The following is a 24,177-nucleotide window of genomic DNA, read 5'->3' as shown; positions in this document are numbered from 1 at the left end:
ATGGAATTAGAGCCGCTGATCTGAGATGCCGTAGCGATCAACCACCAGGACATCGGAAGGAGCACGACGTGGACCGGCCAGACTTCCGTAGACATTCATGAGCCGCTTTGCGCGTAGCGCCGTTCAAACTCTACAGGGGCCAGGTTGCCAGCGAAACCGTGGCGTCGGATTGGGTTGTAAAACATCTCGATGTAATTGAATACATCCGAGCGCGCCTCGTCCCGGGTCGGGTAGATTCGTCGCTTGATCCGCTCCTTCTTCAGTGCACTGAAAAAGCTCTCAGCCACCGCGTTGTCATGGCAGTTTCCACGCCGGCTCATGCTTGGAACCACGCCATGCTGCTTCAGCAACGATAGCCAATCGCTGCTCGTGAACTGGCTGCCTGGGTCAGAGTGGATGATCAGGCCCGCAGCAGGTTTTCGCTTCCATACCGCCGATACCAGTGCCTGTAGCACAAGGTCGGTGGTCATCTGGGACTGCATCGCCCAGCCAACCACTTGCCGTGGGTAAAGGTCGACGATCACTGCCAGGAAAATCCAGCCCTCGTAGGTGCGGATGTATGTGATGTCGGTGACCCACACCTTGTTTGGTGCAGCGGGCGAAAAGTTGCGATTGACGACGTTTTCAACCATCCCAGGCGGACCGCCTCGATGGCGCGGCTTGGTGCCGTAGCCAATTTCTGCCCTTATTCCCTCTGCCTTCATCAGACGTCGAACACGATGGCGGCTGCAACGTTCACCGGCCTCACGAAGTTCCCGGGTGATCTTGCGGTAGCCGTACACCGTTCCACTTGCCAGCCAGGCGTGCTTGATAAGACCGCGCAGACGATCATCCTCACGACGACGCGGCCTGCCCGAATTGCCCGCCCATGCATAGTAGCCACTGCGGTTAACCCCAAGCACTCGAGACATGGCCGTCAGCCTGAACTCGCCCAAGTGCTCACGCATGAAAGCGTACTTCGCCATCACCCCTTGGCGAAGTACGCCGCGGCTTTTTTTAGGATGTCGCGCTCTTCAGTCAGGCGTTTCACCTCGGCCTTCAACTGACGCACCTCGGCTGAGTCCCTGGGCGTCGGCAACATCGACCCCTCTGGCGTGCCCGCCAAGGCCTCGCGCTTGGCCTTGCGGAGCCATTGGTAAAGGCTGTGGGATGAGACCCCCAGCCGCTTGGCAACCTCGGCTACAGCAAAGCCTCTTTCGGTAACCTGCTTGACCGCCTCGGCCTTGAAGTCATCGGTGTACTGCTTGCTTGCCATAGACACCTCTCTCGCTTCCATTGATTATGGCTCTGTGATGTCTACGAAATCCTGGCCGGTCCAGTTGGGGGTGTCCATGTGAGCCTCCATCGACAGTGAGTGGAATAACGGTAATAGTGGGTTGGCCCCATTTGGACCCGAGCTTTGAGCATCCTCAACGTTCTGCTGCGCGCTGACCAGCTTCTTGTTGCGGTCGACACTTTGGCCGAGGAAGCGCTTACCGGAGCGCCCTCAGCGGGGGCCAAACTGCTACTGATCCCCCAGCACAACTTGGTACTGGCGACTCGCGGGAGTGCGCAGTTCTTCCTGCGTATCTATGAGTTGGCTCTACAGGCCAGCTTCCGCGCGGACTTCACCATGGAACAGCTTGGCAGAGAGCTGGGTCTAGTCGTTGACCAGTTGTGGCCGAACTACGAGAAGGCGGCAGTCGAGGCGGGTCTTCCGCTCGAACAGCTCGGGACCGAGTTGGTGCTTGGGGGCTGGTCGCCGAAGAACGGCAGGATGGTGGCCACGGCGTATGCCAAGAGCGACAGTTCGCGCAAAACATTGGTTCAACCCCTGGAGGGAGGCTTGGTTTCGCCCGGAGAGCCGCTGGCTGGTAGGCCGGATAGCTTTGCCGAAGCCGATTTGCTTGCAGCCGGAAAGATCTAAGCCGCTTGGCTCAACGGTCGGGTGGGGCGAGAGGTGGCTGGCGGTCGGTTGCTGGCTGGATTCCTGCAGAAGAGCCAAGCCGTCGTGAAGGACCTCGGGGCGATATGAAATTGGCAGGGGGGTATAAGCAAGTGTCCCCGCTTGCGCGGGGACTGTAGGCTCTGAAACGGTCAGGCGTCCTGCGTCAGTCTACTGCTGGCAGTAGAACTCGGCTGAGACTTCGTTAACCCGGTCATAATAGTCATTGGGCATGTTTCCGTTACCGGAATACACAAGCTCTGCGCGTCGCATGTAGCTTATGGCATAGGTCCCAGGCACGTTACACGTTGCCGGAATAGCACCCGTGTACGTTTGACCACCAAACGTGTGCGAGTACTCGGTGCAGGAGTACCCTCCGCCAAGATGTTCGGGCTCGGGCCTGCAGTAGCCAATGCTCCCGGCGTAATTTGCTGCCCAGCCGGTGTTTGCGTCGGAGGAGCACGAGCCCAGTCCCTCTGGACCCCAGTCCCCGTAGGTGTAGAAGCCCGAAGGTCCTTCCACTCCGCCTTGGCACGTGTTGGTCCACGACACGATGTAAGGCGCTATACCTTCCGAATCTAACAGTAGCACCCGGCCAGTTTGGACCCACTGGCCCGCGAACGCATTTTGGGCAAGGCCGGCTGACATCAGGCAAAGAGACGCGCCCAGTAGTGAGCGGCGAAGGGTTGATCTGGCAGTTCTGACGTCATTTCGTTTCGATTTCACTTCCATCTCTCCATGAGTAGGGTGGTAGTGCTGCACTGCCCGCGCACGGTCGCAACACCCCGGCATAGGCGCAATCGGAAAACCGACCGGAACGGCGTAGGTAAAGCCCCACGGCGGCGAGGTATGTGACGCCTGTCGAGGTGTGAGCGATTCAGGTCGGTGGATGGCGCGTTCGCAGGATCTGCGATGCCAGGCCGTATCCTTCCATCCATGCTCCCGATGCACGGCTACCAAGGCTTCCGCTCAGCACCACGCCCATCTGGCTGGGTCCAGACCGGTGAGCGCTGGGCGCTCTGGTACAACGGCCGGGAGACAGCAAGCGTCCCCCCTGATGATGGTCCCGGGGTCCGGCTGTGGATGGAAGGCCAGAAGATGTGGCACGTGAAGGAAGTGCGCGCGGCCAACGTCCGGCAGGCGAAGCGCTACGCCGAGCGCTGGTGCGCGGCCAGGCTGTATCCCGACCTGCCTCTGCGTGGGGCTGTCGCCCGGCTGACCGACAGCATGCCGATCCAGTTGCCCCCGCCACTGCATGTCTCCAACCCGCGAGCAGCAGCAACATGTCCGGCGCTTGGCCGAGGCTGGGGCTGGGGAACTTGCGCGAATAAGGGCAGCACTGGGGCCATGCAGACCTCCAGCCGAAGCCAAGCCTAGGGCCGCAGTAGCTGCAGGTCGAGTCAGCGCGTGGCGATGATCCCGGCAAAGGCTTCGATCTTCGCAACATTCAGGAGCTGGGTTAATCCGTGCGGACACCACATTGGGTGACGGCCTCGGTGTACCGAGCCTGTCGACGCTTCAGGAACTTGCTGTAAAACTTGATATAGCTTCCCCCACCAGTTCGAGGGGCGACTTCAACAAACTCCATCGGTACGCCGCCATTGGAGGTCGACACGGAGTAGCCACCGGAACGGGGCTCAAGCACATACTGCCATCGCGATCCTCCAATGCTCACCTCTCCCCATGCGTCACGGACACAAGTGGCGGCGGCCAAGGGGTCCTGATTGGACGAGAAAGTGGCTACAGGTCCGGTACTGCGTATGTCGCCAACAGAGGTGCAGGCTGCCAGCAGCATAAGTGTGATTCCGGCTGTTGCCATCCTGAGATGTTGAGTCATTCCGTGCATGCGGCAGCTCCGTAGTAAGTGGCGAACTGTGACGCAATAACGAGAGGGCTTCAACAGTGTAGTAGTCAGGTAAGCCATTTGCCGGCGTTGGCCTGGATCAACGTGAAGGACCCGCTGAAATCGCAGGCAGCGGCCGCTGCCTAGCCACCGGTTGCCTCAGGTCAGTGTCCGCCTTGGCCCTTTAACTTCTTGGAGCGAACGAACGGCCTCTTGCTGATCGTCTTAGATTTCTTGGTGCCCAGTAGGGCCTTGAGTCGCTCGTCAGCATCGAAGATCTGCGGGCTCTCGAATGGTACTTTCGGGAAGGTCGGTACAGTTGGGGGCACGTAACGCGAGCGTTGCCACCATGCTTCCAGGTCGTCAGCATGGATTCGATCCGATTTCGCACTCTGCCCCAGACGCATCGCGGTGAGGTGTCCATCATTGATCGCCCTTCTAAGGGTTCGTGGGTGGCATGCACAAAGCTCAGCTGCCTGAGCGAGTGTCATCAGCTTGTCGGCAAGATCCATCAGCCTTTCCCCTTCGTTGGTCAAAACGCCTTAGTCGGGCAAGAGCCTGCTCTCCATCTCGGAGGAGGTTGCCACCAAACTAGGAGCGAAAGTTGCGGATGGCCGCGACCAAGCCTTGGCGCCGTAGATTGCCTGATAGAGGCCGCTTTCTCATAGAGCTTCTTGCCCATGAAATTACGTGGCTCGAGCTCGTATTCATGTGCCCTGGCATTGAACTGGCTCGCCGACACGCCGCAATAGTGCGCCGCCTCGTCAACAGTGAGCCACTCCTTGCCTAAAATATCGAAACGAAGGACCGCCAACTGCTGGCGAAGAGCTTTGATCTCGTCCTGCAGGGAAATGTCGGGTTCAGAAGTGTCCATCTAGATCTCCGCCAACGTGTCCCCGGCCACCCTGCCACAGTGCGGGCCGTGCCGGAAGCCAAGAAATCGGCCAACGGGGGGTCATGGACAGTCGTCGCAAAAGCGAGTCAGTTGGCGAGTCAACGGGGCCTATTCGTTGGCAGGTATGCACTTATATCAATAGCTTGCACTGGCAATTCGGTTGCTGGTGGGCCACCATTGCATTCAATGGCTTAGACCATCAAAAAGGGCACCGCCATGCGGTGCCTTTTTCGTTTGGTGCCTACTTGGTGGCTGCATTCCCGGCAGTGCCCATGCCGCTGTTGGGAGCTGCCATTCTTCGCGCCCCCCTGCTGCACTTCGGGGCTGAGCCAGCGCAGCCTTCTCCCGATAGATCCTCATCCTCGAAATCCACAATCCTGATTCGTTGTGCGCAGCCCGGTCAGCATCTCCTGCTCTTGTCGTTGGAGCCTGGGCTCGCTGATGCCGAAGATGGATCTCCTTCGGTTCGCCCGCTTCATTCAATGGGATACGCGTCGGCAATCTGCCCAGGGTTGTGAAGAGGGGAGGGACCTGCCAGCCCCTGCCGATGGTCACGTTGTGGAACCTTCGGCGGCATGCTCGAATCGGTCCACCCGGTCGTCCAGGAGCATGTCGGATGTCACTCAGGTCGCAGGCAGTGCATTTCGTGTGCGTCGCCGTTCTTGTGCTGGCGCCCCAGTGGGCCCGTGCCGGGTCGGGAAGCTCGACACTGCAGGTGCCCCCAATGGTTACGGTGGGCTACGACGAAGCCTTTGATCTGTTCAATCTGTTGGACAACCTGCCCGATTGGCTGCCAGGCTATACAAACGCGATCTACCAGCAGGACTGGGAGCGCAGGTTCGGGTTGGACGCGGAGGATCGTGCTGCGCTCGAGGCTTATGCACGGTTTCGTCAACGCACTTCCCCGATGGCCCGTAATGACGAGGGGAAGCGGCCTCTGGCAGACAGCCTGTTTGCCGGCAGCGATACACGCATTGGCGACCCATACACGGGCTACTTCCAGAACGCGACATCATTCTCCGCCGCCACCGAGGCCGCCATCGCCGGACAGGCCGCTGGTGACCGGGAACTGTTGAGGCGTTTCTATGCACGCTTTGTGCCCCGTGCACGCGCGCTCCTGACCGGGACGGCGCGCTTCAGCCAGCAACAGGAGACGTTGACCCGGGAACTTGCGGCGCCGGAGGCCGCTGCATTTGCCGCGCGCCTGCGCACCTTCTACGGTGCGGAGGCCGCGCCCCTCTTCCAGGTGCGATTCGTGTGGTGGCCGTATTCGAACCGCACCCAGGCCAAGCTGCGCGGTGGCTCCATTGTGCTGTTCTCCGAGCAGCACGTGCAGGATGACTGGGCGCCGATCGTGCTGCACGAGTACGCGCACTTCCTGTCGGCGGGGCAGCCTGCTGCCAACCGGGAGGCGATGGCGGCAGCGTTCGCGCAGCTGTGCCCCAGTGCGCTGGCCCTGCCCAATCCGCTGAACGCACTGGAAGAGCCGTTGGCCATCTACTGGGGCCAGTACCGGTTCGAACGGGACGTGCGTGGGAAAGCGCTGTCCAGCGATTCGTCATGGTATGCCCAGCCGCACGCTGACCGCGCAGCCAAGGCAATCGCGGCTGCATTCCCGGCCGAGCGCCCGGCGCCAGCGCTTGCCGTGGGGCCGTTGCTGGAGGCAGCGGCTTCCGTCTGCGAATGAACTCGAGCGATTGCCGTATCCCCGTCGTAGTGGATTGCCAACTTCATTGGCACCAATCTGCGGTTCGCTGGCAAGTACATCCGAGCCAGTGGGGTCCAGATATCAAGCCGCCGCCGGACATGCTGACCGAAGCGCGGCAGCAGCGCGCCTTCGCATGCACGCTGAGCAGCGCGCCGTAGCGATGCGCCCGCTACTGCGGAACGTGCATCAAAGGCTTGAAGAAGACGGGCTGAACGTTACTGTCAGAGTGCTGCTGTAGCGGCCAGGGCGCTTGAAAGCCGACTGGACCTTTGGGGTTTCCAGGGTGAGTGGCGTAGGCGTGCACACAACCGGCACCGGAATACCTGGCAACGTTACCGTGCGGCCGGCGCTGTTGTTCACGCTCTGCAGGCGGACGACCTGATTGTTCGGCAGCTCGGTCCTCTTTCCCCCGTACTTCAGGCTGGCGTTGTAGTCGATTCGGGACGCATAAGCGCCGCTTCTGTCCGAGTCCAGAAGCACCGAGTAGCTGCCACTGTCGCGCCTGTCTATTGTCAGGTTGTCACTCGCAGATACGTCGAACCAGGCGCTTTGGGAGTTGTAGCCATCGTACAGGCACATGTCGATCGTCGACGTGCCTGACATCATGGCGCCATTGGGCAGCTTCATCAGCTGCAGATCAATCGTAGGCGTCGACGTGCCGGCTCCTGGAAGATAGATCTGGATGTTGTTCCTGTCGGTGACCTTCAGCTTGATCGCCGCCTGGAAGGTGGCGATTACTGGATTACTCCCGCCCCACAGCCGCAGATCGAGCTGCAGGTTGGCTTTCCAAATGCCACCTGAGGGAAGCTTCGCAATCTCTGTGGCAGGAATTTTGACGAAGAGGCTTCGCCCGTCCCAATGGCGGCCGGTGCTGCAGGTGCCGATTTCTGCCAGCTGCGCCTGGTGGATTGCAACGCGGGTGGCCGCCACGGTCTCTGGCACGTCCTTTCCGTCGCAATCGGCGTGGCGGCTATACCCATTTTCTCCGATCAAGCCCAGAACTGCCGAGGCGCCGGTCGTTTCCTCCGTAAAGGAAAGCCGGATGGGGGTCGGCCCGCCACCGCCGTTCCAGACTGGCGAGGTCGGGCAGGCACCCGCCGCTGTATCAGTGGCAGATCTACAGGTCCAGGTATTGCGCCCCCACTTTGCTGCGTCGTCAGTGTCGTAGCCACCCGATGCCGCATTGAATACGAGAACGTCGCCCAGCGGTTCTCCTCGATCCCGGATCGATTCCACCGAATCGTTGCGGTTCGCTGGCGCTTGTGACCCTGCCGAGGCATTGAGCGAAAATGTACTCAATGCCACCGCCAGGGTGATCGCCAGAATGCTGCGGTCACTGGATAGAGTCATCTGTCTGCTTACCGTTCTGCATGCATGCATGCATGCGGGCTGGCCTTGGACGGGCCGGGGAACATCTTGCTCATTCAATGGCTTACGCCTGATCCTCTTTCGTCTCTCTGCGTGCTGGTGACATATCGCTGTTCCAGCAGCTTCTGCACGCGTGCCTGCGACCGCAGAATCTCTGGAAGTGCGTTGACCGTAGCCATTTCGCACTGCACCTTGCCAACAATCATCAGCACGTCCTGGCGGCGCTTTACATGAAGCGGGCAGCGCATCAATGTCGAGCCCTCAATGACGAAAAGGTTGTCTTCCTTGCGATCGAGTTCGGCGATGAAGCCGCCTTCGGCGTCAAGTGATGGCATCGCTCCATTGAGAATTACGCCGTCCGCCAGCGGCCTTCCGTTGATGTCGACCGCTTGGCCGACATAGGTGTAGATGATGCTTGCGCGCACGGTACGGGTCATGAGCTGGCCCGGCACCATGAACACGGCCTGCCGGCCCAGGCCATCGATCACGCTGGTAGCGTTCGTCGAAGACCCGACGCCGGCATCGCTCACTTCGACGGTGGCCGGGGAGAACGCGGTCACAGGAAGCAACGTGCGCTGTCCAAACCCGATCTTGATGTTCGAGCTCGAACCCCCACTCACCTCCGCAGCCATTCCAGCTGCTTCATCATTTTCCGTTACCTTTACCGCGTACCCCGCCAGCGGATCGGCCTGCGACGCAGAGGCGCCCACATACAGACCCGACCGGGAGGCGGCAAATGTTGACGAATAGCTGCCCGACAATGACGGGCTGGATGCAGGACCGCCATTGCGATAGGTGTTTGTAATGGATGCAGCCGCATCACCATAGCGCCCGTTCCATCTGCCCTGCAGGCCGCCAGTCAGGCTGTCCGAGCCATTGCCCGACAGGCCAAGCGCGATCTCGCGTTGACTCTGTCCCTGCCAGGACCAGTTTCGATTCAAGGCGTAGCTTTCCAACGTCTTCTCGCTGTCGCCACGCACCTCGACCCCTGCCGATGTGAAGGTGGCAACCGCGCCCGAGCGCGCCGCCGGGTCGGCCATCGACAGCGTCGCGCCGATGTAGCCGCCATATACAGTGTTTCCTCCGGCGCTGCGGTTGGCGAATACGCCTGCGCTGAAGTTTGCATTGAATGTCCTCCAGGTTGCCGAACGCGAAACCGAGAGCTGAACGGCACGCGCAACGTCGTCCACCCGGCGTGCATCGATAGGCAGCCAGCGGCTGTCCGTGTCGGCGATCGGCCAGCCGGGAACCCGCCCGGCGCTTCTGTTGTACGTATAGCCAAGCATTGTCGACCAGTCCCCCATCGGGATGGAGACCGTTGCGTTCAGCATGTCGTAACACCCGACATCGCGATGGGATAGCGATTCGCCATCGCAGGCGGCTCCGCGCATCCTGTACCGGTAGATGCTCCACGCGATGGTGTTGGAGAAGGAGAGCTGCTGCGTGCTGCCACGCGAGCCATCATTGCCAATCGACAACGAGGCAGTGGCCGAGAGCAGCCCGCGACCCACGGCGTGGCGCCAATCGAACTCCGTTTCACCGTAGCTGCCACCATCCACATGGGCAACACCGGTCGTTATCGAAAGGCCATCGGTCACAGGATATCGGACGCCCGCAGCCACGGTTGCGGTGTCGTTGCCGTTCGACTCGGCTGTGCGACCCGCCTGCGCGAACCACTGGCGGCTGCGGAAGCCGACGCCGCCACCGGTCTTGGTGAATGGTGTGGTCTGCGTGCGGGTCAGCATGTCGCTCTCGAATATTCGAAGAAGAACCGGATAGGTGCCCTCGGGAAATCGAGAGGTATCAACCGAGTTCACCCCGGCCCTCATGTAGAAGGTGCCGAGCAGCTCATTGCCGCGATACGCGTCGATTCGCGAGTCGCGGGACAGAAGCACGGTTACGGGCGTGCCCTGGACGGCCGACTCCGGATTGGCATAGGCCAGGGTCGTACCGATGCGGACGCCATCAAACGCCCCGACCGGAAGCATCGAGAATCCGAAATTTCCACCGAGCGGGCTTGCGAGATTTCGATTGTCCATGCGCCCGACCTGGACATAGTGCTGCCTGCCGACATCATTGCGGAAATAGATGTCTGAGAGCTCGGTGCGGTTGTTGGATCTGCCTGAAAAACTGCTGTGCGTGAAGTTCCAGTTTGCACCTATGAAGCTTCCGGGCGTGAGCCCCAGCGCACCGGTGCCGGAGACGGCCAGGCTCTTGTAGCCCCGCCCGCCGGAGTAGTTCAGGGTCTGCTGATGGATCAGTGCATTGCTGGAATCGGACGTGGGATCGCGGAATCGGATGTCGCGCTCTTCGCTGCCCAGCCACTCCCGTGAGAGAAACAGATCGGCATTGCCCTCCATCTCGTTGTAGATGAGCGCTGCGCTATCAGTGTCCACATAGCCACACCCATCTGCACCGGCCAGGCCGGCACAGGCCAGGCTTCCATTCCGCGGCATTGGCGCCGATAGCGATTCGATGATCGTCGACGGGTCTACAGCCGCGGAAATCTTTGTCCCCAACTTGCGCAGCAGGTCCTGAGGATCTTCAATGCGCAGTGTGTCGGGGGTTACAAATACGCGGAACAGTCCGAGCGATTCGCCAAGGAATGTGATCTCAACGCGTTCGTCATGCCCCGCTGCGATGCTTTCGAATCCATCCGGCACCGCCGAAGCGGCGCCGGCATTGGACGCGATGCTCATCGCATACATCACGGCCAAGCACGCAGCGACGGTTTTCCTGGTATCTGATGGGATCATTGAGCGGGGCAGCATTCGCAAAGAGTCGGGCGCGCCTCCAGGGCGCGCCCGGCGTGGCAACACGTGGCAGGTCAACCGCCCGATGCGGCACTCTGGGTCAGGATCACGCTGACCACGCCCTGGTAGCTGCCAGCTTCGGTGAGTGCGCCTGCCTGCTTCTGCGCCACCGACAGCGGCAGCGCGTTCGAGCCATTCTTGATGTCGCCAGAGAAGATCTCTGCCGCACTCAGGGTCTCGGCCTTGGTGGTCAGGTTGGCGTTACCGAACTTCACTGCCAGCGGAACGTCCGGTGCACCCGGGTTGGTGGTGTTGCGCAGGGCGGGATCAGCCGACAGGCGTACCTGGAGGTCCTTCTTGACATCATTGGTGAAGATCTTGGTCATTACCTGCGCAGTCTGCAGGCCCTGGCCCGGCAGGTACTGCATCTGCATCGTCGTCGGCAGGGGGGAGCCGTCGGCAGAGAGGATCTCCAGCGAGGTGTCGACATTGGCGGTTACGGTGATGTCCTTCTGCACCGCATGGGCGGACATCGAGATCGACATCAATGCAATGGCGGCAACGGGAACAAACTTCAACATGATTAGTCCTTTTGACTTATGGAAACAACGGGCTGACCCGGAATGGTCAGATTGAGCGCGCTATGCGAGTCCATCGCGTCGGCCGGATGCGCAGGCACAACTCTCTGCTGCACGTCCGGCATTCCTTCGACGCGATATCGGATCCGCACATAGCGTGCGGGGCTCAAGCCATCCAGCTTGAACTTCTGGTCTGGATAGACGCTGCGTTCGAACGTCTTCCAGTTGCAGGCCGACTCATCCCGCGCGGTTGGGCAACCGCCGGCATCCAGAAGGCCTATTCGCACATTTCCCGTATTGATCACTACGCCTTCCGACACCTGCAGATCAGGTGCCGGGTGCTTTGGCAGTACCCGCACCAGCGGCGCCCATACCAGGTTGAAGTTGATCTGCCCGGCTGTCGCGCTGTCTGCAGCGACATCCTCGCCGGAGGGGGGCGCGACCGGCTGCAGGTAGACCCGGTAGAGCACTTCCTTCTCGGGAGTGCTCAAGGGGATTATCCGGATCAGTCGTGCGCCGCCTGCAGGAAGCACAAACTTGGCGGGAGATACTACGACCGGATATTCGCCTGATACCGCGTCGCTTTCCTCGCGCTCATGATCGGTCGCTGGATCGACCACCCGCTGTACTGTGGCCTTCACATACTGTGTCTGTTCGGACTTGGAGTAGACACGAAGCTGAGCTGCCGAGTTGCCGTCCGGCCCTATCGACGCGGCCATCGGATAGACCAGCATGTTTGCTTCGGCAGCGGGAATCATCAGTGCCAGCGCCCCCGCGCAGAGCAGGACTCTGCATGGGGTGGTGATCAACTTCATTGCAGCTACTTGCATTCGTAACCTCGGTGCAGATGTGCAGGTCGAGCCCAGCGATAAGCGGCCGCGCTCGGTCCCACATCCCGTAGGTGTTTGAGAGTTCAAGCGTCCAGATCCACCTGTATCGTGTTTGCCAGAGGCGCGCGGGTGCCTCCGGTCGCGCCAGGCGTTGTTGCGCTTGGGATGAATCGACCGGCCGCTAGTCTGTTTCCAGCAGGGTCAGCGATACATCAGACGTTTCTTAAATGCGGGACAGGCCGACGGCACCGCACTTCGCAGGCTTGCCCGGACAGCCCGCACGCTACGAGAAGCAAGCGGGGCCGGTGATTGCCTTGGGTCGGGGAGGCCCCGGCACCCGTTGCCTGGCCCCGGCCGTGATCCCGGCTTCACGCGCCGCACGCTATCCACGGCGGTCATGGACCTCATACGATTGCTGCGATCGCTGGAAGAATTCCTCTACGAGCTGGTCGGCTGGCTGGTGTTCTATCCGCGGATGTTCTGGCGGGTACTGATTCACCCCGGCGAGGTCGCGCGCTACACCCGCATCGAGCTCGGCAAGGATCCCGACCAGAGGTTCTCCGATGCGATCAGCCCGGTGCTGATGCTGATTCTGTCGGTGGCCATCGCCCATGCCCTGGAGATGGCGATGCGCATGTCCTCGCCCCGGCTCAGTACGCCAGTAGGGCAGCTGCTTTTCAGCAGCGAACAAGGACTGCTGCTCACCCGCTCTGCGGTGTTCTGCGTGTACGCGCTCGGCGCGGCACTGGGCACGCTTTGGCGCCAGCGGCTGCCCGTGAACCGCGAGACGTTGCGCGAGCCTTTCTCCATCCAGGCGTTCATCGCATGCCCGTTCGTGGTGACACTCGCACTATCGCAGGTGGCAGCCGCGTCCCCGGCACAGGCTGGCCCGTTCACCGCGACCTGCATCAGCGTGCTGGCGGTGGCGTGGTACCTGTGGGCCCGCATGCGGGCCTTCGTGGCCTTGAATGGAGGATCAGCGCTGCGTGCGCTCGGCGCGGTAGTGGTCTCGTTCCTGCTGACGACGATCGGGGTTGTCGGCCTGTTTGCTGCCGTCATCCTCTGATCTTCTACAGGGCGGCGATCACTCGAAAACGTGATCGGACTTGCGCGGCGGCACCGCCGTGGCCTCACCGCGCTGCAGGAGGTCGAAGACGTCCACCGCCTCCGCCGCCAGCGCATCGTGGGCGGCGGAATCCCAGTTCTGCTTGTACTCGTGGGCGAGCAGATCACAGGCGGCCTTGGCCTGCTGGCAGGTCTGCGACTTCTCCCCGCGATCGGCCAGCTGGTCGCGGTGGATCTGGCGCAGCAGCATGGTGGCTGCGCTGAAGTTGGTCATGCCAATGGCTCTCCTGCCGCTGGCTTCTGCTCCTGCCACAGCAGCAGCGCGTCCAGTGCCGGGCACAGTGCCTGTCCCCACGCACTGAGTCGATACTCCACTTTCGGTGGCACCTGCGGATACACCGTGCGCAGCACGATGCCGTCGCCTTCCAGCGCACGCAGCTGCTGCGCCAGCATCTTCTGCGAAATGCCGGGGATGAGCCGCTCCAGGTCGGAATAGCGCTGCACCTTTCCGTCGAACAGGTGGAAGAGGATCAACAGCTTCCAGCGGCCTTCCAGCAGGGCGAGTGCACGGGCCACGTCCGCGGCGGCGGTCTCAGGGGTATAGGCCTTTCTCATGGGGTGGGTCACTTACCTTCAGGTGCGTTCTTGTGGCGGCCAGGGTGCGGTCCGAGAATAGCGCCAGTCCCGCCTGGAGTGCCTGCGATGTCGATTGATCTTCCCGCGCCGTTGTCCCGCTATTTCCTGCTGGCCAATGGCGAGCCCGGAACCCACGTGGAGCAGTGCTTTGCCGCAGGCGCGACGGTGGGCGATGAGCGCCAGCGGCACCAGGGACACACGGCGATTGCCGCCTGGGTGGCGCAGACGCGTGCGGCCTACCAGCAACACGTGGTCCCCCTGCAGCTGCAGGTGCAGGACGGTCGCCACATCGTGTCTGCACAGGTCAGCGGCACGTTCCCGGGCAGCCCGGTGGTGCTGACACACGCGTTCACCCTGGAAGGGGATGGCATCGTCGCGCTGGACATCCACTGATCCAGTGGCGGTTGCTTCCGTAGATCGGGTGGCACGCGGATGGCTGCCGATTGACGCGTAGCAGTACCAATGGATGGCGAACTCCACGCATGGCGTGGAGCTACTGGGAGCGGCGTGGAGCTACAGGTTCTGGAACACCGCCAGCTGTGCGGCGAAGGCGCGCTGGTAGGCCGGCCGCGCGGTCGCGCGGTCAACATAGGCAGCAAGGTCTGGATACTCGCCGACGATGCCGCTGCTCTGCAGCCGCAGCAGCACCGACACCATCAGCAGGTCGCCGGCGCTGAAGTCTCCGTCCAGCCACGGTGCATCGCCCAGCCGGGCGGACAGCTGGCTCAGCCGCCGGCGCACGCGCTCGTCCAGCATCACCAGCCGTTGTGCGTACCAGGGCTGTTCGCGTTCCAGCACCCACGCCATGGAGCGTTCGACGATCGGCGGCTCCACAGTGTTCAGCGCGGCGAACATCCAGGTGATCGCGCGCATGCGCGCACCCGCGTCGGCGGGCAGCAACCCGGGGTGCTGTTCGGCCAGGTGCAGCAGGATCGCGCCTGATTCAAACAGCACTACGTTGCCATCCTCATAGGTGGGAATCTGACCGAACGGATGCCGCGCCAGGTGCGCCGGCTGTTTCATCTCCTCGAAGGAGAGCAGATGGACGTCGTAGGCGAGGCCCAGCTCTTCCAGCGCCCAGCGCACGCGCATGTCGCGGGCCAGCCCCTGGCCACGGTCCGGGGAATGCTTGAATGCGGTCAGGATCGGGGTCATCGGGATGTCCATCGGCGTTGGCTGCCACGTCGGCCGGCCTTTCTTCTCTCGACGCGCGGACGGCGCGGGAATCGACACGCCTCCGCGGACCGAGGGCCCGGCATCGCCGGCCCGGATGAACGGTTCACGTCGAACGATTCGCACGGGAGGGTCGGTGACGCGATACTGACGTCCTGCACACTCCGGGGGAAGTATGTGAGCACGTCCAGACTGCCGCGCATCGTTGGGTTCGACGTGCCACGGCTTCACCAGCAGGTCGATGCGACTGCCGATGAAGCCATCACCGCGCTGCTCGATCAGGCACCCGACGAACAGTGGACCGGCCGCTTCCTGCAGCACTGCGCGACGCTGGCGTCGCAGCTGTCATTGGCGGAAGTGAAGGTGGAGGGCACCCGCATTGCCTTCCACGGCTCCATCGCCGATGCGCGTGCCTTGGCCGATGCGGTCATCGCGCTGGTGAACCGGTTGAATGATCAGCTGATGCAGGAAGGCAACCAGCTCGCGGGCGAGGAGTGATCTGCCCGCAGCCGGTGTCAGCCCGCTTGCGTGGCCAATGCCGGCCCGGAAAGGCGCGCCCAGCAGCCCATCGCCATTTCCGCCGACCCCGGGTGGCCACGCAGGCTGGTGCGCAGCGCGAGCCGTGACTGCAGATCGGTGAGCCATGCCGTGCGCGTGCCGTGTGGGTTGCGGACATAGATGTCGCACGCCAGGCGGATGACCGGTGCGACCTCGTGGCGGAAGTTGATGGCGGGCAGATCGCCCGTCTGGAACGCGGCCTGCCAGTGCTGCAGCTCGCGCTCGACGTCAACGAAGTCCTTGTTGGTAATGCGTTCCATGAGACTTCTCCTGTTGGAACGCCAACGTACACCTGTGCATGTCAGGAGCCTGTGTGCGCGCAGCGCTGTTCATGGTGCCCGTTCATTAATCTCCGGCTTTCATGCAGCTGCGTAACCGGCCCGCGCCCACAGTGGCGCTGCAGCAGATCGCTGCGGTGGAGCAAGACATGAACAACAATACGCCGCAAGGCCAGACCGACCGCACCAACGCCCCGACCGGCATCAAGCAGGCCGCCCAGCACGGCCAGGCTGATGACAACGCAATGGGCGGCGACCGGAAGCAGGACGGCAGGCAGCGCCAGCAGGAGCAGCAGGTCCAGCAGGATGCAAAGCCGGTCGGCCCGCAGAAGTCCGGGCAGGAACAGAAAAGCGAGCCGGGCCGTGACACCCGTCGCTGAGCAGTAAGCGAAGAAGAGGCCGCGCGTTGCGCGGCTTTCCTCTGTCCAACGTTCGGGAAGAGCGCTGATGCCATCCCATGCCCGTGCGGTAAGCCTGATGACGAAGATCATGTACCAGTGCCGTCCGGCAGGAACGACGACGATGGCGCGCTGCCGCGCCTGCCAGGCCCCCAGTCCGGGTGGCATGGAGTGCGCGCGCTGCCTTACCGAAGAACTCGGGGTCGTGATCGGCAACCGCGGTGCTGCGGCACGGTGGCTGGATTCGTTCCTGAAGGTGCAGCAGGACGAGGCGTTCGTTTTCGTGTGCGCCAAGCGGGTCGAGGAAACCGCGTCGGCGGGTCGCAGTCTGGAGTGACATCGCGCAGGCGTATGCTCGAGCTCCAATGGGAGCGAGCGTCATGTCTTTTCAGATCAACCTCTATGACAGGGATGGACGCGGGCTTCGCCTTCCCGATGGATGGTGGATCGACCTGCACACCGATCCCCCCGCGCTGGTCAACGGCGCTGTCCGCATCGATCTGCCGGCGTCCACGCGCAACGAGCATCCTGATCTGCAACCGGACGTCCTGAACCATCTCCGCCGCCGTATTGAAGGTGCGCAATGGCTAACCTGACCTACCATCCGCCGCTGGGCGTGCGCTGGCTGACGTTCCGCCTGCGCAACGGTCAATCCATCGGCCCGGAGAAGCTGCGGGCCGTGTGGTCCGATGCCGCGGAAACCAACAACTGTTCGGTCCGCCGCGAGTACGTGGAGGGCGCCGGCTTTGTTTATGCGCTGTACGCACCTAGCGGGCTGTGTGTTCCGCGCCGGGCCGAACTGCGCATGCGGCTGCTGCTGGAGGAAGCGGGCTACGCGTTCTCGATGGGCGTGCTTACCGGCAGCCATCCTGCCTACGGTTGAGCGCAGGGTGACCTGATCGGCCCCGAGGTTGCTAGACTGCGCGCCCCGCGCGTTGCCGCAATCACGGAAGATTCCCCATGCCGAAGCTGTCTGCTCTTGCTGTTTTCCTGGCGCTCGCTGTCTGCGCGCCGACCGCACACGCCGAGGAACAGGACAGCGCCTCGACCATCGCGTTCAAGTCGATCGGTCCGGTGCTGAATGCCCTGGTCAATGCCGACGATGCGCAGGACCTGATGGAGCGGGCCGAGGAAGACGACGCCACGCTGCTGCAGTCGCTGGCGCTCTATCTGGCCGCAACCCGCGAAGACGCCACGTTGGTGCAGGCGCCGTACCACGCAGCGGCATTGTTCGCACGCCGCGGTGACGATGCGCTGGCCGAGCGTTATCTGCGCCAGGCCGATGAGCGTGGCATGTGGTTCGCGCCCGCGCTGGCCGACAACGATGACTTCGAGCACCTGCGCGGAACACCTTTCTTCAAGCAGGTGCTCGCCAATACGCAGGCACGCTACGCGAAGGTATCGGTCGGCAAGGTGGGCGCCATCTCGGTGCTGGCCCCTTCTAAGAGCGTTGCGATGCCGGCCTGTGCGCCGGTGCTGGTGTGGCTGCACGGCTACGGCATCAACGGCCACCTGGACAGCAGCGAGCAGCCTCTGGCCGATGCTGGTGTGGTGTTGCTGGGCATCAACGGTACGGAGATGCGCGAGTCGTTCGACAGCTTCAGCTGGACCGGCCCGTATGAGGGCACGCACAAGGTGGTGCAGGCGGGGCTGGAGCAACTGGCCGCGCGCCAGTGCATCGACCGCAAGCAGGTGTACCTGATGGGTTTCTCGCAGGGCTCGCAGCATGCCGGCGCGCTGCTGGCGCAGCATCCGGATGACTATGCCGGTGCATTGCTGGTGTCGCCGGGTGGCTGGCGCCAGCCGGTGCCCACGCAGAGCAGCGCGCACGGCAAGCGGGTGTTCGTCATCAACGGCGAGCAGGAAGGGCCGGCGAACCAGAAGATGAGCGCGGATTTCCGCGCCCTTTTCAGCGATGGCAACGAGCTCCGGTCGCGTACCCATGAGGGTGGTCATTTCTATCCGGACGACTGGAAGACCTCGTTCCCGCAGGCCATCCGCTGGATGATGGGCACGGACGGCTGAGTCAGGGAGCAACAATGCGTCTGCGTGGAAACCGGCTTCAACGGCTGCATGCCCAGCGTGCTGCGCTGCTGGCCGAGATCAATGTCGAAGCGGCCCGGCTTGCTGCCAGGCAACTGCCCGCGGGGCAGTTCGCGGAGGCGCTGATGCCGTTGTCGCTGCGCTTGCAGGCAGTTGACCAGCAGATACTGCGGACAACACCCGCGCGGGAGCTGATCAAGCGCCTGCGCGAGGTGGAGCGGCAGTTGTACGATCCACAGCAGCGCGATGCGAGTGAACGTCGCGCACTGGAAGCGGAGGTGCGCGATCTACGCCTGCACGTCAGCAACCCGCGTCGTCGACCCCTGACTGTCAGGGTTGTACTGATCCTGTCGGTTGCTGTCGCCGCGGCGTTGTTTCTTCCAAAGGCCATCGTGGCGCTGCTTGCGTCCTGACTGAGCGAGCGGCCGCCGCCTGCCGAAGCGGGCAACGTGTCCACTGCTTCCCAAAAGGCAACGCCGCGAGCCCGCCTGCGGATCTACTGCGCACTGCCTGCGTTGCCTACGCTGATCCCACACGGCCCTTGCCGTGCTCCGGGTCCACTGCAGCTCGTGGATCCCGTCTTCAATCGAACCAGCGGCGCTGTGCTGCAGGGCATTGCTGCCCGGCAACGCCATGCCCTGCGCCGTGCGAAGGCGTAACCCCGGAACTGTCCGCCGGCCCTGCTTCACTGCCTGCCAGCCAACCTTCGTGGAGATCGCCTCATGTTCAGCCTGGAAAACACCATTGCCCCTGCCGCGCCTGCGCTCGACGAGCTTGTTCCCTCGCGCTATGCCCTGAAAGTCGGTGACATCGACGTGCTCGTGGTCAGCGACGGCGTGCTGCCGTTGCCGACGCAGATGCTCGGCCATAATGTTCCCGCATCCGAGCGTGCCGAATGGTTCAATGAGATGTACCTGCCACAGGATGCGTTCGACTGGGCGTTGAACGTGATGGTGGTGCACAGCGGTGAGCGCTCCATCCTGATCGACGCCGGCCTGGGCATGGACCCGGACCTGCAGCTGCCGCGCGCCGGCCAGCTGATCCGTCGCCTCGGCGCTGCCGGTATCGACCTGCGCGAGATCACCGATGTGGTCATCACCCACATGCACATGGACCACATCGGCGGCCTGCTGGTGGACGGAGTGAAAGCACAGCTGCGGCCGGACCTGAAGATCCACGTCGCAGCGTCGGAAGTGGCGTTCTGGAAGTCGCCCGACTTCACCCGCACCAACATGCCACAGGGGTTCCCGGACGCGCTTCGCGCAACGGCCACGCATTTCTGGGCCGAGTACGGCAGTTTCGTGCACACCTTCGAGGATGAGCATGAGATCGCACCGGGCGTAGTCGCGCGCCGCACCGGCGGCCACACGCCGGGCCACTGCGTGGTGCGCGTTGCCTCGGCGGGCCAGGCGCTGACCTTTGCTGGCGATGCCGTGTTCGCCGTCGGTTTCGATCAACCGAACTGGCACAACGGTTTCGAGCACGACCCGGAGGAGGCGGCGCGGGTGCGCATCGAACTGCTCAATGCGCTGGCCGGCACCGGCGAGATGCTGGTGGCCACGCACCTGCCGTTCCCGTCGGTGGGCCGGGTGTCCCGCGAGGGCGAGGCGTTCCGCTGGGTGCCGGTGTTCTGGGATTTTTGATCAAGTTTTCTGGACTTCACGTCACCAATGGTCCCGGGCAGGGGCGCAAAGTAACCCCTGTCGAAACCCACCCATCCTCTGGAGGTCCACCATGAACACCGTTACCCGCACCCTCGCTGCAACTGCCCTGGCCCTGTCGATGCAGGCGGGCCTGTCCGCCCAGGCCGCCGCGCCGGCACACCCGTCCGCACCCAGCGCTGTCACGCGCACCGCCAGCACCATCACCACCGCCGATGGTGTGCAGCTGTACTACAAGGACTGGGGCCCGAAGAATGGGCCGGTGGTGACCTTCAGCCATGGCTGGCCGCTGGATTCGGACAGCTGGGAATCGCAGATGATGTTCCTGGCGGACCACGGTTACCGGGTGGTCGCACACGACCGCCGTGGCCACGGTCGTTCCAGCCAGCCCTGGGATGGCAACGACATGGATCACTATGCCGATGATCTGGCCACGGTGATCAATACGCTGGACCTGAAGGACGTCACGCTGGTGGGCTTCTCCACCGGCGGCGGCGAAGTGGCGCGGTACATCGGCCGCCATGGCACGGGACGGGTGAAGAAGGCCGTGCTGATCAGTTCGGTGCCGCCGTTCATGCTGAAGACCGCAGACAACCCCGGTGGCGTTCCGATCGAAGTGTTCGACGGCATCCGCAAGGCGCAGCTGGAGAACCGGTCGCAGCTGTACAAGGACATTCCGTCCGGGCCGTTCTATGGATTCAACCGACCGGGCGCGAAGGTCAACCAGGCGATGGTCGATGCATGGTGGGCGCAGGGCATGCTGGGTGGGCAGAAGAACACCTACGACTCGATCGCCGCGTTCTCGGCGACCGACTTCCGCGCTGACCTGCAGAAGTTCGATGTGCCGACCCTGGTGATCCACGGCGACGACGATCAGATCGTGCCGATCGACGTGGCGGGACGGATGTCGGCCAAGCTGATCAAGGGCGCCAGGCTGATCGTCTATCCGGGTGCGCCGCATGGTCTGACCGAGACCCACAAGGACAAGGTCAACCAGGACCTGCTGGCCTTCCTGCAGCAGAAGTAACCACGAGGGCAGCCATCAGGCAGCGCGGAGAACCAGTAGAGCCACGCCATGCGTGGCTTTGCTGTGCATGAAGGCAACCGCATCCACGCATGGCGTGGATCTACTGGATCGAGGTTGGCTGGTGCAGGCCCTGCAGCTTGTGCGGGTTGCGCTGCACCAGGATCTGCACGATCTGCTCGCCGTTGGTATCGAAAGCCATTGCCGATTCCAGCACGTCGTCGAAGTAACGCAGCAGCCCCAGTCGTCCATTGATCATGCTCGGCACCATGCGCAGCTGGTCCTTGCGCCGCAGGTGCGGGGCGTACAGCAGCTGTGCGATGCGTGCGCCGCCGACCATCGGTCTCGGGAAGCTGGTGACGATGCCGCCGCCATCGCCGATCAGCACGGCCGATTCGGCCATCAGGGTTTTCATTGTCCTGAAGTCGCCATTGGCGATGGCCTCTGCGAAACGCCGCATCAGTTTCTGGTGCACGTCCTGCGGCACGTTGTAGCGCGGTCGCTCCTGCCGCAGCTGCAGGCGCGCGCGGTGCACGATCTGCCGGCAGGCGGCTTCGGTCTTGTCCAGCGTGCGTGCCACCACGTCGTAATCCTGGTCGAACACATCGTGCAGCAGGAACGCGGCACGCGCGTCCGGGGCCAGCCGCTCCAGCACGTTGAGGAAGGCCACCGACAGATCACTGGCCGTTTCCAGCATGTACTCGGGTGTGCCGGTGTCTTCGGTGAGCAGCGGCTCGGGCAGCCACATGCCGACATAGTGCTCGCGCGTGCGCCGGGCCAGGCGCAGGCCATCGATGGCGCGGCGGGTGGTGGTGGCCACCAGCCAGGCTTCGGCGTTCTCGATGTCCTGCTGGTTGGCGCCATGCCAGCGCAGCCAGACATCCTGCACCACGTCCTCGGCCTCGTGCGAGGAGCCGAGCATGCGGTAGGCCACGCCGAACAGGCGCGGGCGTAGTCGGGTGAACAGTGCGGTGGGGTCGTCCATGCCAGCAGAGACGGGACAGGTCCGCCGATTGTGACACCGGCGGACCTGTGGGAGTGGCGGGTACTGCCCCGGACCGGTGGCGGTCAGCGTGGTGGCAGTACCGCCGGCTTGCCGATGTCCTTGATCAGGAACACGACGAATGTCGCCGGCTCGGTCTGGCTGGCATTGTGGCCGACGGTGTGCAGATCGTCCGGGCCTTCATGGAAGGCCTCTCCCGGGCCGAGGGTAACCTCGCGGCCGCCAGCCACGCCCATCACGATGCGGCCCTGCAGCACATAGACGAAGCCGTGGGCGTCGTGCCGGTGCACGGGATCGGCGCCGCCGGGTGGGTACTGCACCGTCAGGATCAGTGCTTCCTTGCCCGGCTGTTCCGGCAACGGACGGGTCATGACCTCGCGCACGATGGGCTCGGGTGCGGTGGGCGGCGGTGTTGCGGCGATGCTGGTCAACGGCAGCAGGGCCAGCAGCGCCAGGGAACGGAGAGAACGCATTGCAGGTCTCCAGCAGTAAAGTGTGCAGTCGACGCTCAGGCCAGACCGGCCTTGTCCAGGCCAAAGGCCTGGTCCAGCGAGCCGGGTTGCGTACGGAAGGCGACGTTGGCGCGGTTCCAGGCATTGATCGCCATCACCGCGTAGGTCAGATCGACGATTTCCTGTTCGGACAGCTGACTACGCACGCGCTCATACACGTCGTCCGCAACCCCCTGCGCAGGGAGGTGGGTGAGTACGTCGGTCCACGCCAGGCAGGCACGTTCGCGCGCACTGAACAGGTTCGATTCACGCCACGCCGCGACATGGTGCAGGCGCAGTGCGCGCTCGCCACGGATCGTCGCTTCCTTCACGTGCATGTCCAGGCAGAACCCGCAGCCGTTGAGCTGCGAGGCGCGGATGTTGACCAGGTCGATGATGGCCGCTTCGATCGAGCTGTTGTGCACGGCATGGGAGAAGGTGCCGAGCTTCCTGAAGAGTTCGGGCGACTGTGCGGCGTAGTCCAGGCGTTGGCTCATGACGGTGTTCCGATGGGAGTTGAGGGACGCAGCGAGGCTAGGCCCGCTGCGCGTGGGGCGGTAGGCGAGGGCAGGGCTGCACGGTGTTGCACGAAAAACACCAATGGCCTGTCACAGCGGCGGATGCTCGCCCGTCTGCCGGGCATGGACACCTCATCCGCCCCGAACCGCGCAGCAGCCTGCCCCGCCAGTGAGCGGGTCTGGCAGGCCTTCCTTGCCGCATTGCACGAACTGCCACCGGACATGCGGGCCGTGCTGTTGCTGCATGACGTGCTGGGCGCGGGCTTTGAAGACATCGCGCCGCTGCTGGGGCTGGAGCTGCCCGCATGCCGCCAGCGACTGGCCCATGCACGCGCCCACCTGCTTGCCCGACGCGAATTCCAGGAGCCCGGAACACCATGAACGTCATGCCGCAGTCCTGCCTGGCCAGCGACGGCCGCGATTCCCTCACGGCGTCCTTCTCCGCCAGCTATGCCGGGGTTCTGGCATTCATCGCGGTAGCCGCCGAGGGCAGCTTCGCCCGCGCCGGTGATCGCCTCGGCATCGGTCGTTCGGCCGTCAGCCGCAGCGTGCAGAAGCTGGAGGGACAACTGGGCGTGCGCCTGTTCCTGCGCACCACGCGCTCGACAACACTCACCCGCGAAGGCGAGCTGTTCCTGGAGGGCTGCAGCCCGGGCGTTGCCAGCATCCTGCAGGCGCTGGATGAAATGCGCGACCTGCGCGAAGGACCGCCGCGCGGGCATCTGCGGATCAGTGCGACCCATGGCTTCGGACGCCGGGTGATCGCGCCGCTGCTGTCTGCGTTCCGCGCGGAGTATCCACAGGTCTCTGTGGAGCTGCTGCTGGACGAGCAGGCACCGGACCTGGCCGCCGATCGCATCGATGTAGCGTTCCGCGATGGCGTGCTGGAAGACAGCCAGGTGATCGCCAAGCAGCTGGTGCCGATGCAGCTGGTGGTCTGTGCGTCGCCCGCGTATGTGCAGGCACATGGCCTGGCAGACACTATCGAAGCGTTGTCCACGCATGCCTGCATCGGTCGACGCCTGCCTGGTGGGCGCCTGCAGCGCTGGGACTTCCGTGTGGACGGCCAGGATGTGAATCTGCAGCCGCCGGCGGAGGTGGTGTTCAATGACGCCGATCTTGTCCTGCAGGCCGTGATCGACGGGCTTGGGGTCGCCCAGTTGCCCAGCTACCAGGTAAGTGATGCGCTGCGCTCAGGCGCTGTAGTGACCTGCCTGGACTGCTACGCGCCGCACGATCGTGGCCACTACCTGTGCTATCTCAGCCGACGCCAGCTGCCCAAGCGGATCCGCGCGTTCATCGATTTCAGCACCCAGCGCATACGCGCGCTGGATCTGGATGTGTTCTCGCACTGGGAAGCGCGGCAGCAGGCGGCAGCGCAGCGCGATTCGGTCCCGGCATGGGCATGACCGCATTGGTGCCGATGCGGC

At 63.4% G+C, this 24,177-nt stretch carries 29 protein-coding genes and 1 pseudogene; 16 read left to right on the top strand and 14 right to left on the bottom strand.

The annotated features are described in order from the left end of the window. Positions 1-95: 95 nt before the first annotated feature. Positions 96-1,255, bottom strand: a protein-coding gene (locus tag LMF57_RS17740; RefSeq protein ID WP_229290313.1) for an IS3 family transposase whose coding sequence is annotated in 2 segments (ribosomal slippage) — positions 96-1,000 and positions 1,000-1,255 — 1,161 coding nt in all. Because the reading frame shifts where the segments join, the coding sequence is not laid out codon by codon here. A 144-nt stretch (positions 1,256-1,399) separates the two neighbouring features. On the opposite strand from LMF57_RS17740, the gene LMF57_RS17735 reads away from it, so the two are divergent. Both LMF57_RS17735 and LMF57_RS17730 read left to right on the top strand, forming a co-directional pair. Further along, the gene (locus LMF57_RS17735) at positions 1,400-1,906 is read left to right on the top strand and encodes a hypothetical protein (protein ID WP_229290312.1); all 507 of its coding nucleotides are present in this window, start codon (positions 1,400-1,402) and stop codon (positions 1,904-1,906) included. Between the two features lie 954 nt (positions 1,907-2,860). Next, a pseudogene (locus LMF57_RS17730) lies at positions 2,861-3,341 on the top strand (hypothetical protein). A 590-nt stretch (positions 3,342-3,931) separates the two neighbouring features. On the opposite strand, the gene LMF57_RS17725 reads toward LMF57_RS17730, so the two are convergent. Together LMF57_RS17725 and LMF57_RS17720 are read right to left on the bottom strand one after the other, a co-directional pair. Beyond that, the gene (locus tag LMF57_RS17725; protein WP_140225430.1) at positions 3,932-4,279 is read right to left on the bottom strand and encodes a helix-turn-helix domain-containing protein; all 348 of its coding nucleotides are present in this window, start codon (positions 4,277-4,279) and stop codon (positions 3,932-3,934) included. A 20-nt stretch (positions 4,280-4,299) separates the two neighbouring features. Beyond that, the gene (locus LMF57_RS17720; RefSeq protein ID WP_193600405.1) at positions 4,300-4,641 is read right to left on the bottom strand and encodes a hypothetical protein; all 342 of its coding nucleotides are present in this window, start codon (positions 4,639-4,641) and stop codon (positions 4,300-4,302) included. A gap of 637 nt (positions 4,642-5,278) precedes the next feature. Between LMF57_RS17720 and LMF57_RS17715 the strand changes: the two genes are divergently transcribed. After that, positions 5,279-6,349 carry a hypothetical protein gene (locus LMF57_RS17715; RefSeq protein ID WP_229290311.1) on the top strand — a complete coding sequence of 357 codons (1,071 nt, stop codon included), beginning with the start codon at positions 5,279-5,281 and terminating at the stop codon, positions 6,347-6,349. 207 nt (positions 6,350-6,556) lie between these two features. Here LMF57_RS17715 and LMF57_RS17710 read toward each other — a convergent pair whose 3' ends face one another. The 4 genes from LMF57_RS17710 to LMF57_RS17695 all read right to left on the bottom strand — a co-directional run bounded on the left by LMF57_RS17710 (position 6,557) and on the right by LMF57_RS17695 (position 11,884). Continuing rightward, the gene (locus tag LMF57_RS17710) at positions 6,557-7,720 is read right to left on the bottom strand and encodes a CfaE/CblD family pilus tip adhesin (RefSeq protein WP_324255949.1); all 1,164 of its coding nucleotides are present in this window, start codon (positions 7,718-7,720) and stop codon (positions 6,557-6,559) included. 74 nt (positions 7,721-7,794) lie between these two features. Further along, entirely contained in the window at positions 7,795-10,437 is a 2,643-nt protein-coding gene (locus LMF57_RS17705; protein WP_279575233.1) for a TcfC E-set like domain-containing protein, read from the bottom strand. 128 nt (positions 10,438-10,565) lie between these two features. After that, complete coding sequence (gene cblA / locus LMF57_RS17700) at positions 10,566-11,072, bottom strand: cable pilus major pilin CblA (RefSeq protein ID WP_117311483.1); 507 nt, start codon at positions 11,070-11,072, stop codon at positions 10,566-10,568. Between the two features lie 2 nt (positions 11,073-11,074). Beyond that, positions 11,075-11,884, bottom strand: coding sequence for a fimbrial protein (locus tag LMF57_RS17695; RefSeq protein WP_229290310.1), 810 nt, complete (start codon positions 11,882-11,884; stop codon positions 11,075-11,077). 355 nt (positions 11,885-12,239) lie between these two features. On the opposite strand from LMF57_RS17695, the gene LMF57_RS17690 reads away from it, so the two are divergent. Then, positions 12,240-12,965 carry a hypothetical protein gene (locus tag LMF57_RS17690; protein ID WP_229290309.1) on the top strand — a complete coding sequence of 242 codons (726 nt, stop codon included), beginning with the start codon at positions 12,240-12,242 and terminating at the stop codon, positions 12,963-12,965. Positions 12,966-12,983: 18 nt separating this feature from the next. On the opposite strand, the gene LMF57_RS17685 is transcribed toward LMF57_RS17690, so the two are convergent. Beyond that, complete coding sequence (locus tag LMF57_RS17685) at positions 12,984-13,238, bottom strand: hypothetical protein (RefSeq protein ID WP_117311480.1); 255 nt, start codon at positions 13,236-13,238, stop codon at positions 12,984-12,986. Continuing rightward, positions 13,235-13,579 carry a winged helix-turn-helix transcriptional regulator gene (locus LMF57_RS17680; RefSeq protein ID WP_140225436.1) on the bottom strand — a complete coding sequence of 115 codons (345 nt, stop codon included), beginning with the start codon at positions 13,577-13,579 and terminating at the stop codon, positions 13,235-13,237. Before LMF57_RS17680 ends, LMF57_RS17685 begins: the two co-directional genes overlap by 4 nt. A gap of 87 nt (positions 13,580-13,666) precedes the next feature. Between LMF57_RS17680 and LMF57_RS17675 the strand changes: the two genes are divergently transcribed. After that, positions 13,667-13,993, top strand: a complete 327-nt coding sequence (locus LMF57_RS17675; RefSeq protein ID WP_229290308.1) for a nuclear transport factor 2 family protein — start codon at positions 13,667-13,669, stop codon at positions 13,991-13,993. Positions 13,994-14,113: 120 nt separating this feature from the next. Here LMF57_RS17675 and LMF57_RS17670 read toward each other — a convergent pair whose 3' ends face one another. Further along, a complete protein-coding gene (locus LMF57_RS17670; protein ID WP_229290307.1) occupies positions 14,114-14,755 on the bottom strand; it encodes a glutathione S-transferase family protein in 642 nt (213 codons plus the stop codon). A 195-nt stretch (positions 14,756-14,950) separates the two neighbouring features. On the opposite strand from LMF57_RS17670, the gene LMF57_RS17665 reads away from it, so the two are divergent. Next, positions 14,951-15,271 carry a hypothetical protein gene (locus LMF57_RS17665; RefSeq protein ID WP_117311477.1) on the top strand — a complete coding sequence of 107 codons (321 nt, stop codon included), beginning with the start codon at positions 14,951-14,953 and terminating at the stop codon, positions 15,269-15,271. 17 nt (positions 15,272-15,288) lie between these two features. Here the strand turns inward: LMF57_RS17665 and LMF57_RS17660 are convergent, their stop codons facing one another. Beyond that, positions 15,289-15,591, bottom strand: a complete 303-nt coding sequence (locus LMF57_RS17660; RefSeq protein WP_117311476.1) for a hypothetical protein — start codon at positions 15,589-15,591, stop codon at positions 15,289-15,291. A 167-nt stretch (positions 15,592-15,758) separates the two neighbouring features. Between LMF57_RS17660 and LMF57_RS17655 the strand changes: the two genes are divergently transcribed. From LMF57_RS17655 to LMF57_RS17620, 8 genes are all read left to right on the top strand, one after another. Further along, on the top strand, positions 15,759-15,989 hold the full coding sequence (locus LMF57_RS17655; protein WP_162887697.1) for a hypothetical protein: 231 nt from the start codon (positions 15,759-15,761) through the stop codon (positions 15,987-15,989). A 97-nt stretch (positions 15,990-16,086) separates the two neighbouring features. Next, positions 16,087-16,344, top strand: a complete 258-nt coding sequence (locus LMF57_RS17650; protein WP_229290306.1) for a hypothetical protein — start codon at positions 16,087-16,089, stop codon at positions 16,342-16,344. A 43-nt stretch (positions 16,345-16,387) separates the two neighbouring features. Further along, positions 16,388-16,603 carry a hypothetical protein gene (locus tag LMF57_RS17645; protein WP_117311982.1) on the top strand — a complete coding sequence of 72 codons (216 nt, stop codon included), beginning with the start codon at positions 16,388-16,390 and terminating at the stop codon, positions 16,601-16,603. Then, positions 16,591-16,890 carry a hypothetical protein gene (locus LMF57_RS17640; RefSeq protein WP_117311473.1) on the top strand — a complete coding sequence of 100 codons (300 nt, stop codon included), beginning with the start codon at positions 16,591-16,593 and terminating at the stop codon, positions 16,888-16,890. The genes LMF57_RS17645 and LMF57_RS17640 overlap by 13 nt, the downstream gene beginning before the upstream one ends. 77 nt (positions 16,891-16,967) lie before the next feature. Beyond that, a complete protein-coding gene (locus LMF57_RS17635; RefSeq protein ID WP_229290305.1) occupies positions 16,968-18,032 on the top strand; it encodes a prolyl oligopeptidase family serine peptidase in 1,065 nt (354 codons plus the stop codon). A 14-nt stretch (positions 18,033-18,046) separates the two neighbouring features. After that, on the top strand, positions 18,047-18,463 hold the full coding sequence (locus LMF57_RS17630) for a hypothetical protein (protein ID WP_208082826.1): 417 nt from the start codon (positions 18,047-18,049) through the stop codon (positions 18,461-18,463). Positions 18,464-18,772: 309 nt separating this feature from the next. Beyond that, on the top strand, positions 18,773-19,693 hold the full coding sequence (locus tag LMF57_RS17625; protein WP_208082827.1) for an MBL fold metallo-hydrolase: 921 nt from the start codon (positions 18,773-18,775) through the stop codon (positions 19,691-19,693). Positions 19,694-19,784: 91 nt separating this feature from the next. Continuing rightward, positions 19,785-20,738: an alpha/beta hydrolase gene (locus LMF57_RS17620; RefSeq protein WP_032976695.1), complete on the top strand. Its 954-nt coding sequence runs from the start codon at positions 19,785-19,787 to the stop codon at positions 20,736-20,738. A gap of 100 nt (positions 20,739-20,838) precedes the next feature. On the opposite strand, the gene LMF57_RS17615 is transcribed toward LMF57_RS17620, so the two are convergent. The 3 genes from LMF57_RS17615 to LMF57_RS17605 form a co-directional block, all read right to left on the bottom strand. Beyond that, positions 20,839-21,720 carry an RNA polymerase sigma-70 factor gene (locus tag LMF57_RS17615; RefSeq protein WP_117311469.1) on the bottom strand — a complete coding sequence of 294 codons (882 nt, stop codon included), beginning with the start codon at positions 21,718-21,720 and terminating at the stop codon, positions 20,839-20,841. Positions 21,721-21,803: 83 nt separating this feature from the next. Beyond that, entirely contained in the window at positions 21,804-22,211 is a 408-nt protein-coding gene (locus LMF57_RS17610; RefSeq protein ID WP_229290304.1) for a cupin domain-containing protein, read from the bottom strand. 35 nt (positions 22,212-22,246) lie between these two features. After that, positions 22,247-22,726, bottom strand: a complete 480-nt coding sequence (locus LMF57_RS17605; protein WP_080149780.1) for a carboxymuconolactone decarboxylase family protein — start codon at positions 22,724-22,726, stop codon at positions 22,247-22,249. A gap of 123 nt (positions 22,727-22,849) precedes the next feature. Between LMF57_RS17605 and LMF57_RS17600 the strand changes: the two genes are divergently transcribed. Next, positions 22,850-23,128, top strand: a complete 279-nt coding sequence (locus LMF57_RS17600) for a sigma factor-like helix-turn-helix DNA-binding protein (RefSeq protein WP_229290303.1) — start codon at positions 22,850-22,852, stop codon at positions 23,126-23,128. After that, entirely contained in the window at positions 23,125-24,156 is a 1,032-nt protein-coding gene (locus LMF57_RS17595; RefSeq protein ID WP_162887696.1) for a LysR family transcriptional regulator, read from the top strand. Before LMF57_RS17600 ends, LMF57_RS17595 begins: the two co-directional genes overlap by 4 nt. Positions 24,157-24,177 lie beyond the last annotated feature (21 nt).

The sequence above is a fragment of the Stenotrophomonas sp. SI-NJAU-1 genome (assembly GCF_020883215.1).
Lineage (GTDB): Bacteria > Pseudomonadota > Gammaproteobacteria > Xanthomonadales > Xanthomonadaceae > Stenotrophomonas > Stenotrophomonas indicatrix.
Note: the sequence above shows the minus strand (reverse complement) of the source record. Positions and strands in the feature narration are given on the sequence as shown.

Coding starts and splice junctions, on each gene's coding strand:
- LMF57_RS17685 (WP_117311480.1), bottom strand. CDS start 13,238: ATGACCAACTTCAGCGCAGCCACCATGCTGCTGCGCCAGATCCACCGC.
- LMF57_RS17695 (WP_229290310.1), bottom strand. CDS start 11,884: ATGAAGTTGATCACCACCCCATGCAGAGTCCTGCTCTGCGCGGGGGCG.
- LMF57_RS17675 (WP_229290308.1), top strand. CDS start 13,667: ATGTCGATTGATCTTCCCGCGCCGTTGTCCCGCTATTTCCTGCTGGCC.
- LMF57_RS17645 (WP_117311982.1), top strand. CDS start 16,388: ATGTCTTTTCAGATCAACCTCTATGACAGGGATGGACGCGGGCTTCGC.
- LMF57_RS17620 (WP_032976695.1), top strand. CDS start 19,785: ATGAACACCGTTACCCGCACCCTCGCTGCAACTGCCCTGGCCCTGTCG.
- LMF57_RS17680 (WP_140225436.1), bottom strand. CDS start 13,579: ATGAGAAAGGCCTATACCCCTGAGACCGCCGCCGCGGACGTGGCCCGT.
- LMF57_RS17615 (WP_117311469.1), bottom strand. CDS start 21,720: ATGGACGACCCCACCGCACTGTTCACCCGACTACGCCCGCGCCTGTTC.
- LMF57_RS17705 (WP_279575233.1), bottom strand. CDS start 10,437: ATGAGCATCGCGTCCAATGCCGGCGCCGCTTCGGCGGTGCCGGATGGA.
- LMF57_RS17660 (WP_117311476.1), bottom strand. CDS start 15,591: ATGGAACGCATTACCAACAAGGACTTCGTTGACGTCGAGCGCGAGCTG.
- LMF57_RS17655 (WP_162887697.1), top strand. CDS start 15,759: ATGAACAACAATACGCCGCAAGGCCAGACCGACCGCACCAACGCCCCG.
- LMF57_RS17725 (WP_140225430.1), bottom strand. CDS start 4,279: ATGGATCTTGCCGACAAGCTGATGACACTCGCTCAGGCAGCTGAGCTT.
- LMF57_RS17630 (WP_208082826.1), top strand. CDS start 18,047: ATGCGTCTGCGTGGAAACCGGCTTCAACGGCTGCATGCCCAGCGTGCT.
- LMF57_RS17610 (WP_229290304.1), bottom strand. CDS start 22,211: ATGCGTTCTCTCCGTTCCCTGGCGCTGCTGGCCCTGCTGCCGTTGACC.
- LMF57_RS17595 (WP_162887696.1), top strand. CDS start 23,125: ATGAACGTCATGCCGCAGTCCTGCCTGGCCAGCGACGGCCGCGATTCC.
- LMF57_RS17720 (WP_193600405.1), bottom strand. CDS start 4,641: ATGGACACTTCTGAACCCGACATTTCCCTGCAGGACGAGATCAAAGCT.
- LMF57_RS17650 (WP_229290306.1), top strand. CDS start 16,087: ATGACGAAGATCATGTACCAGTGCCGTCCGGCAGGAACGACGACGATG.
- LMF57_RS17605 (WP_080149780.1), bottom strand. CDS start 22,726: ATGAGCCAACGCCTGGACTACGCCGCACAGTCGCCCGAACTCTTCAGG.
- LMF57_RS17710 (WP_324255949.1), bottom strand. CDS start 7,720: ATGACTCTATCCAGTGACCGCAGCATTCTGGCGATCACCCTGGCGGTG.
- LMF57_RS17640 (WP_117311473.1), top strand. CDS start 16,591: ATGGCTAACCTGACCTACCATCCGCCGCTGGGCGTGCGCTGGCTGACG.
- LMF57_RS17670 (WP_229290307.1), bottom strand. CDS start 14,755: ATGACCCCGATCCTGACCGCATTCAAGCATTCCCCGGACCGTGGCCAG.
- cblA (WP_117311483.1), bottom strand. CDS start 11,072: ATGTTGAAGTTTGTTCCCGTTGCCGCCATTGCATTGATGTCGATCTCG.
- LMF57_RS17635 (WP_229290305.1), top strand. CDS start 16,968: ATGCCGAAGCTGTCTGCTCTTGCTGTTTTCCTGGCGCTCGCTGTCTGC.
- LMF57_RS17600 (WP_229290303.1), top strand. CDS start 22,850: ATGCTCGCCCGTCTGCCGGGCATGGACACCTCATCCGCCCCGAACCGC.
- LMF57_RS17715 (WP_229290311.1), top strand. CDS start 5,279: ATGTCACTCAGGTCGCAGGCAGTGCATTTCGTGTGCGTCGCCGTTCTT.
- LMF57_RS17625 (WP_208082827.1), top strand. CDS start 18,773: ATGTTCAGCCTGGAAAACACCATTGCCCCTGCCGCGCCTGCGCTCGAC.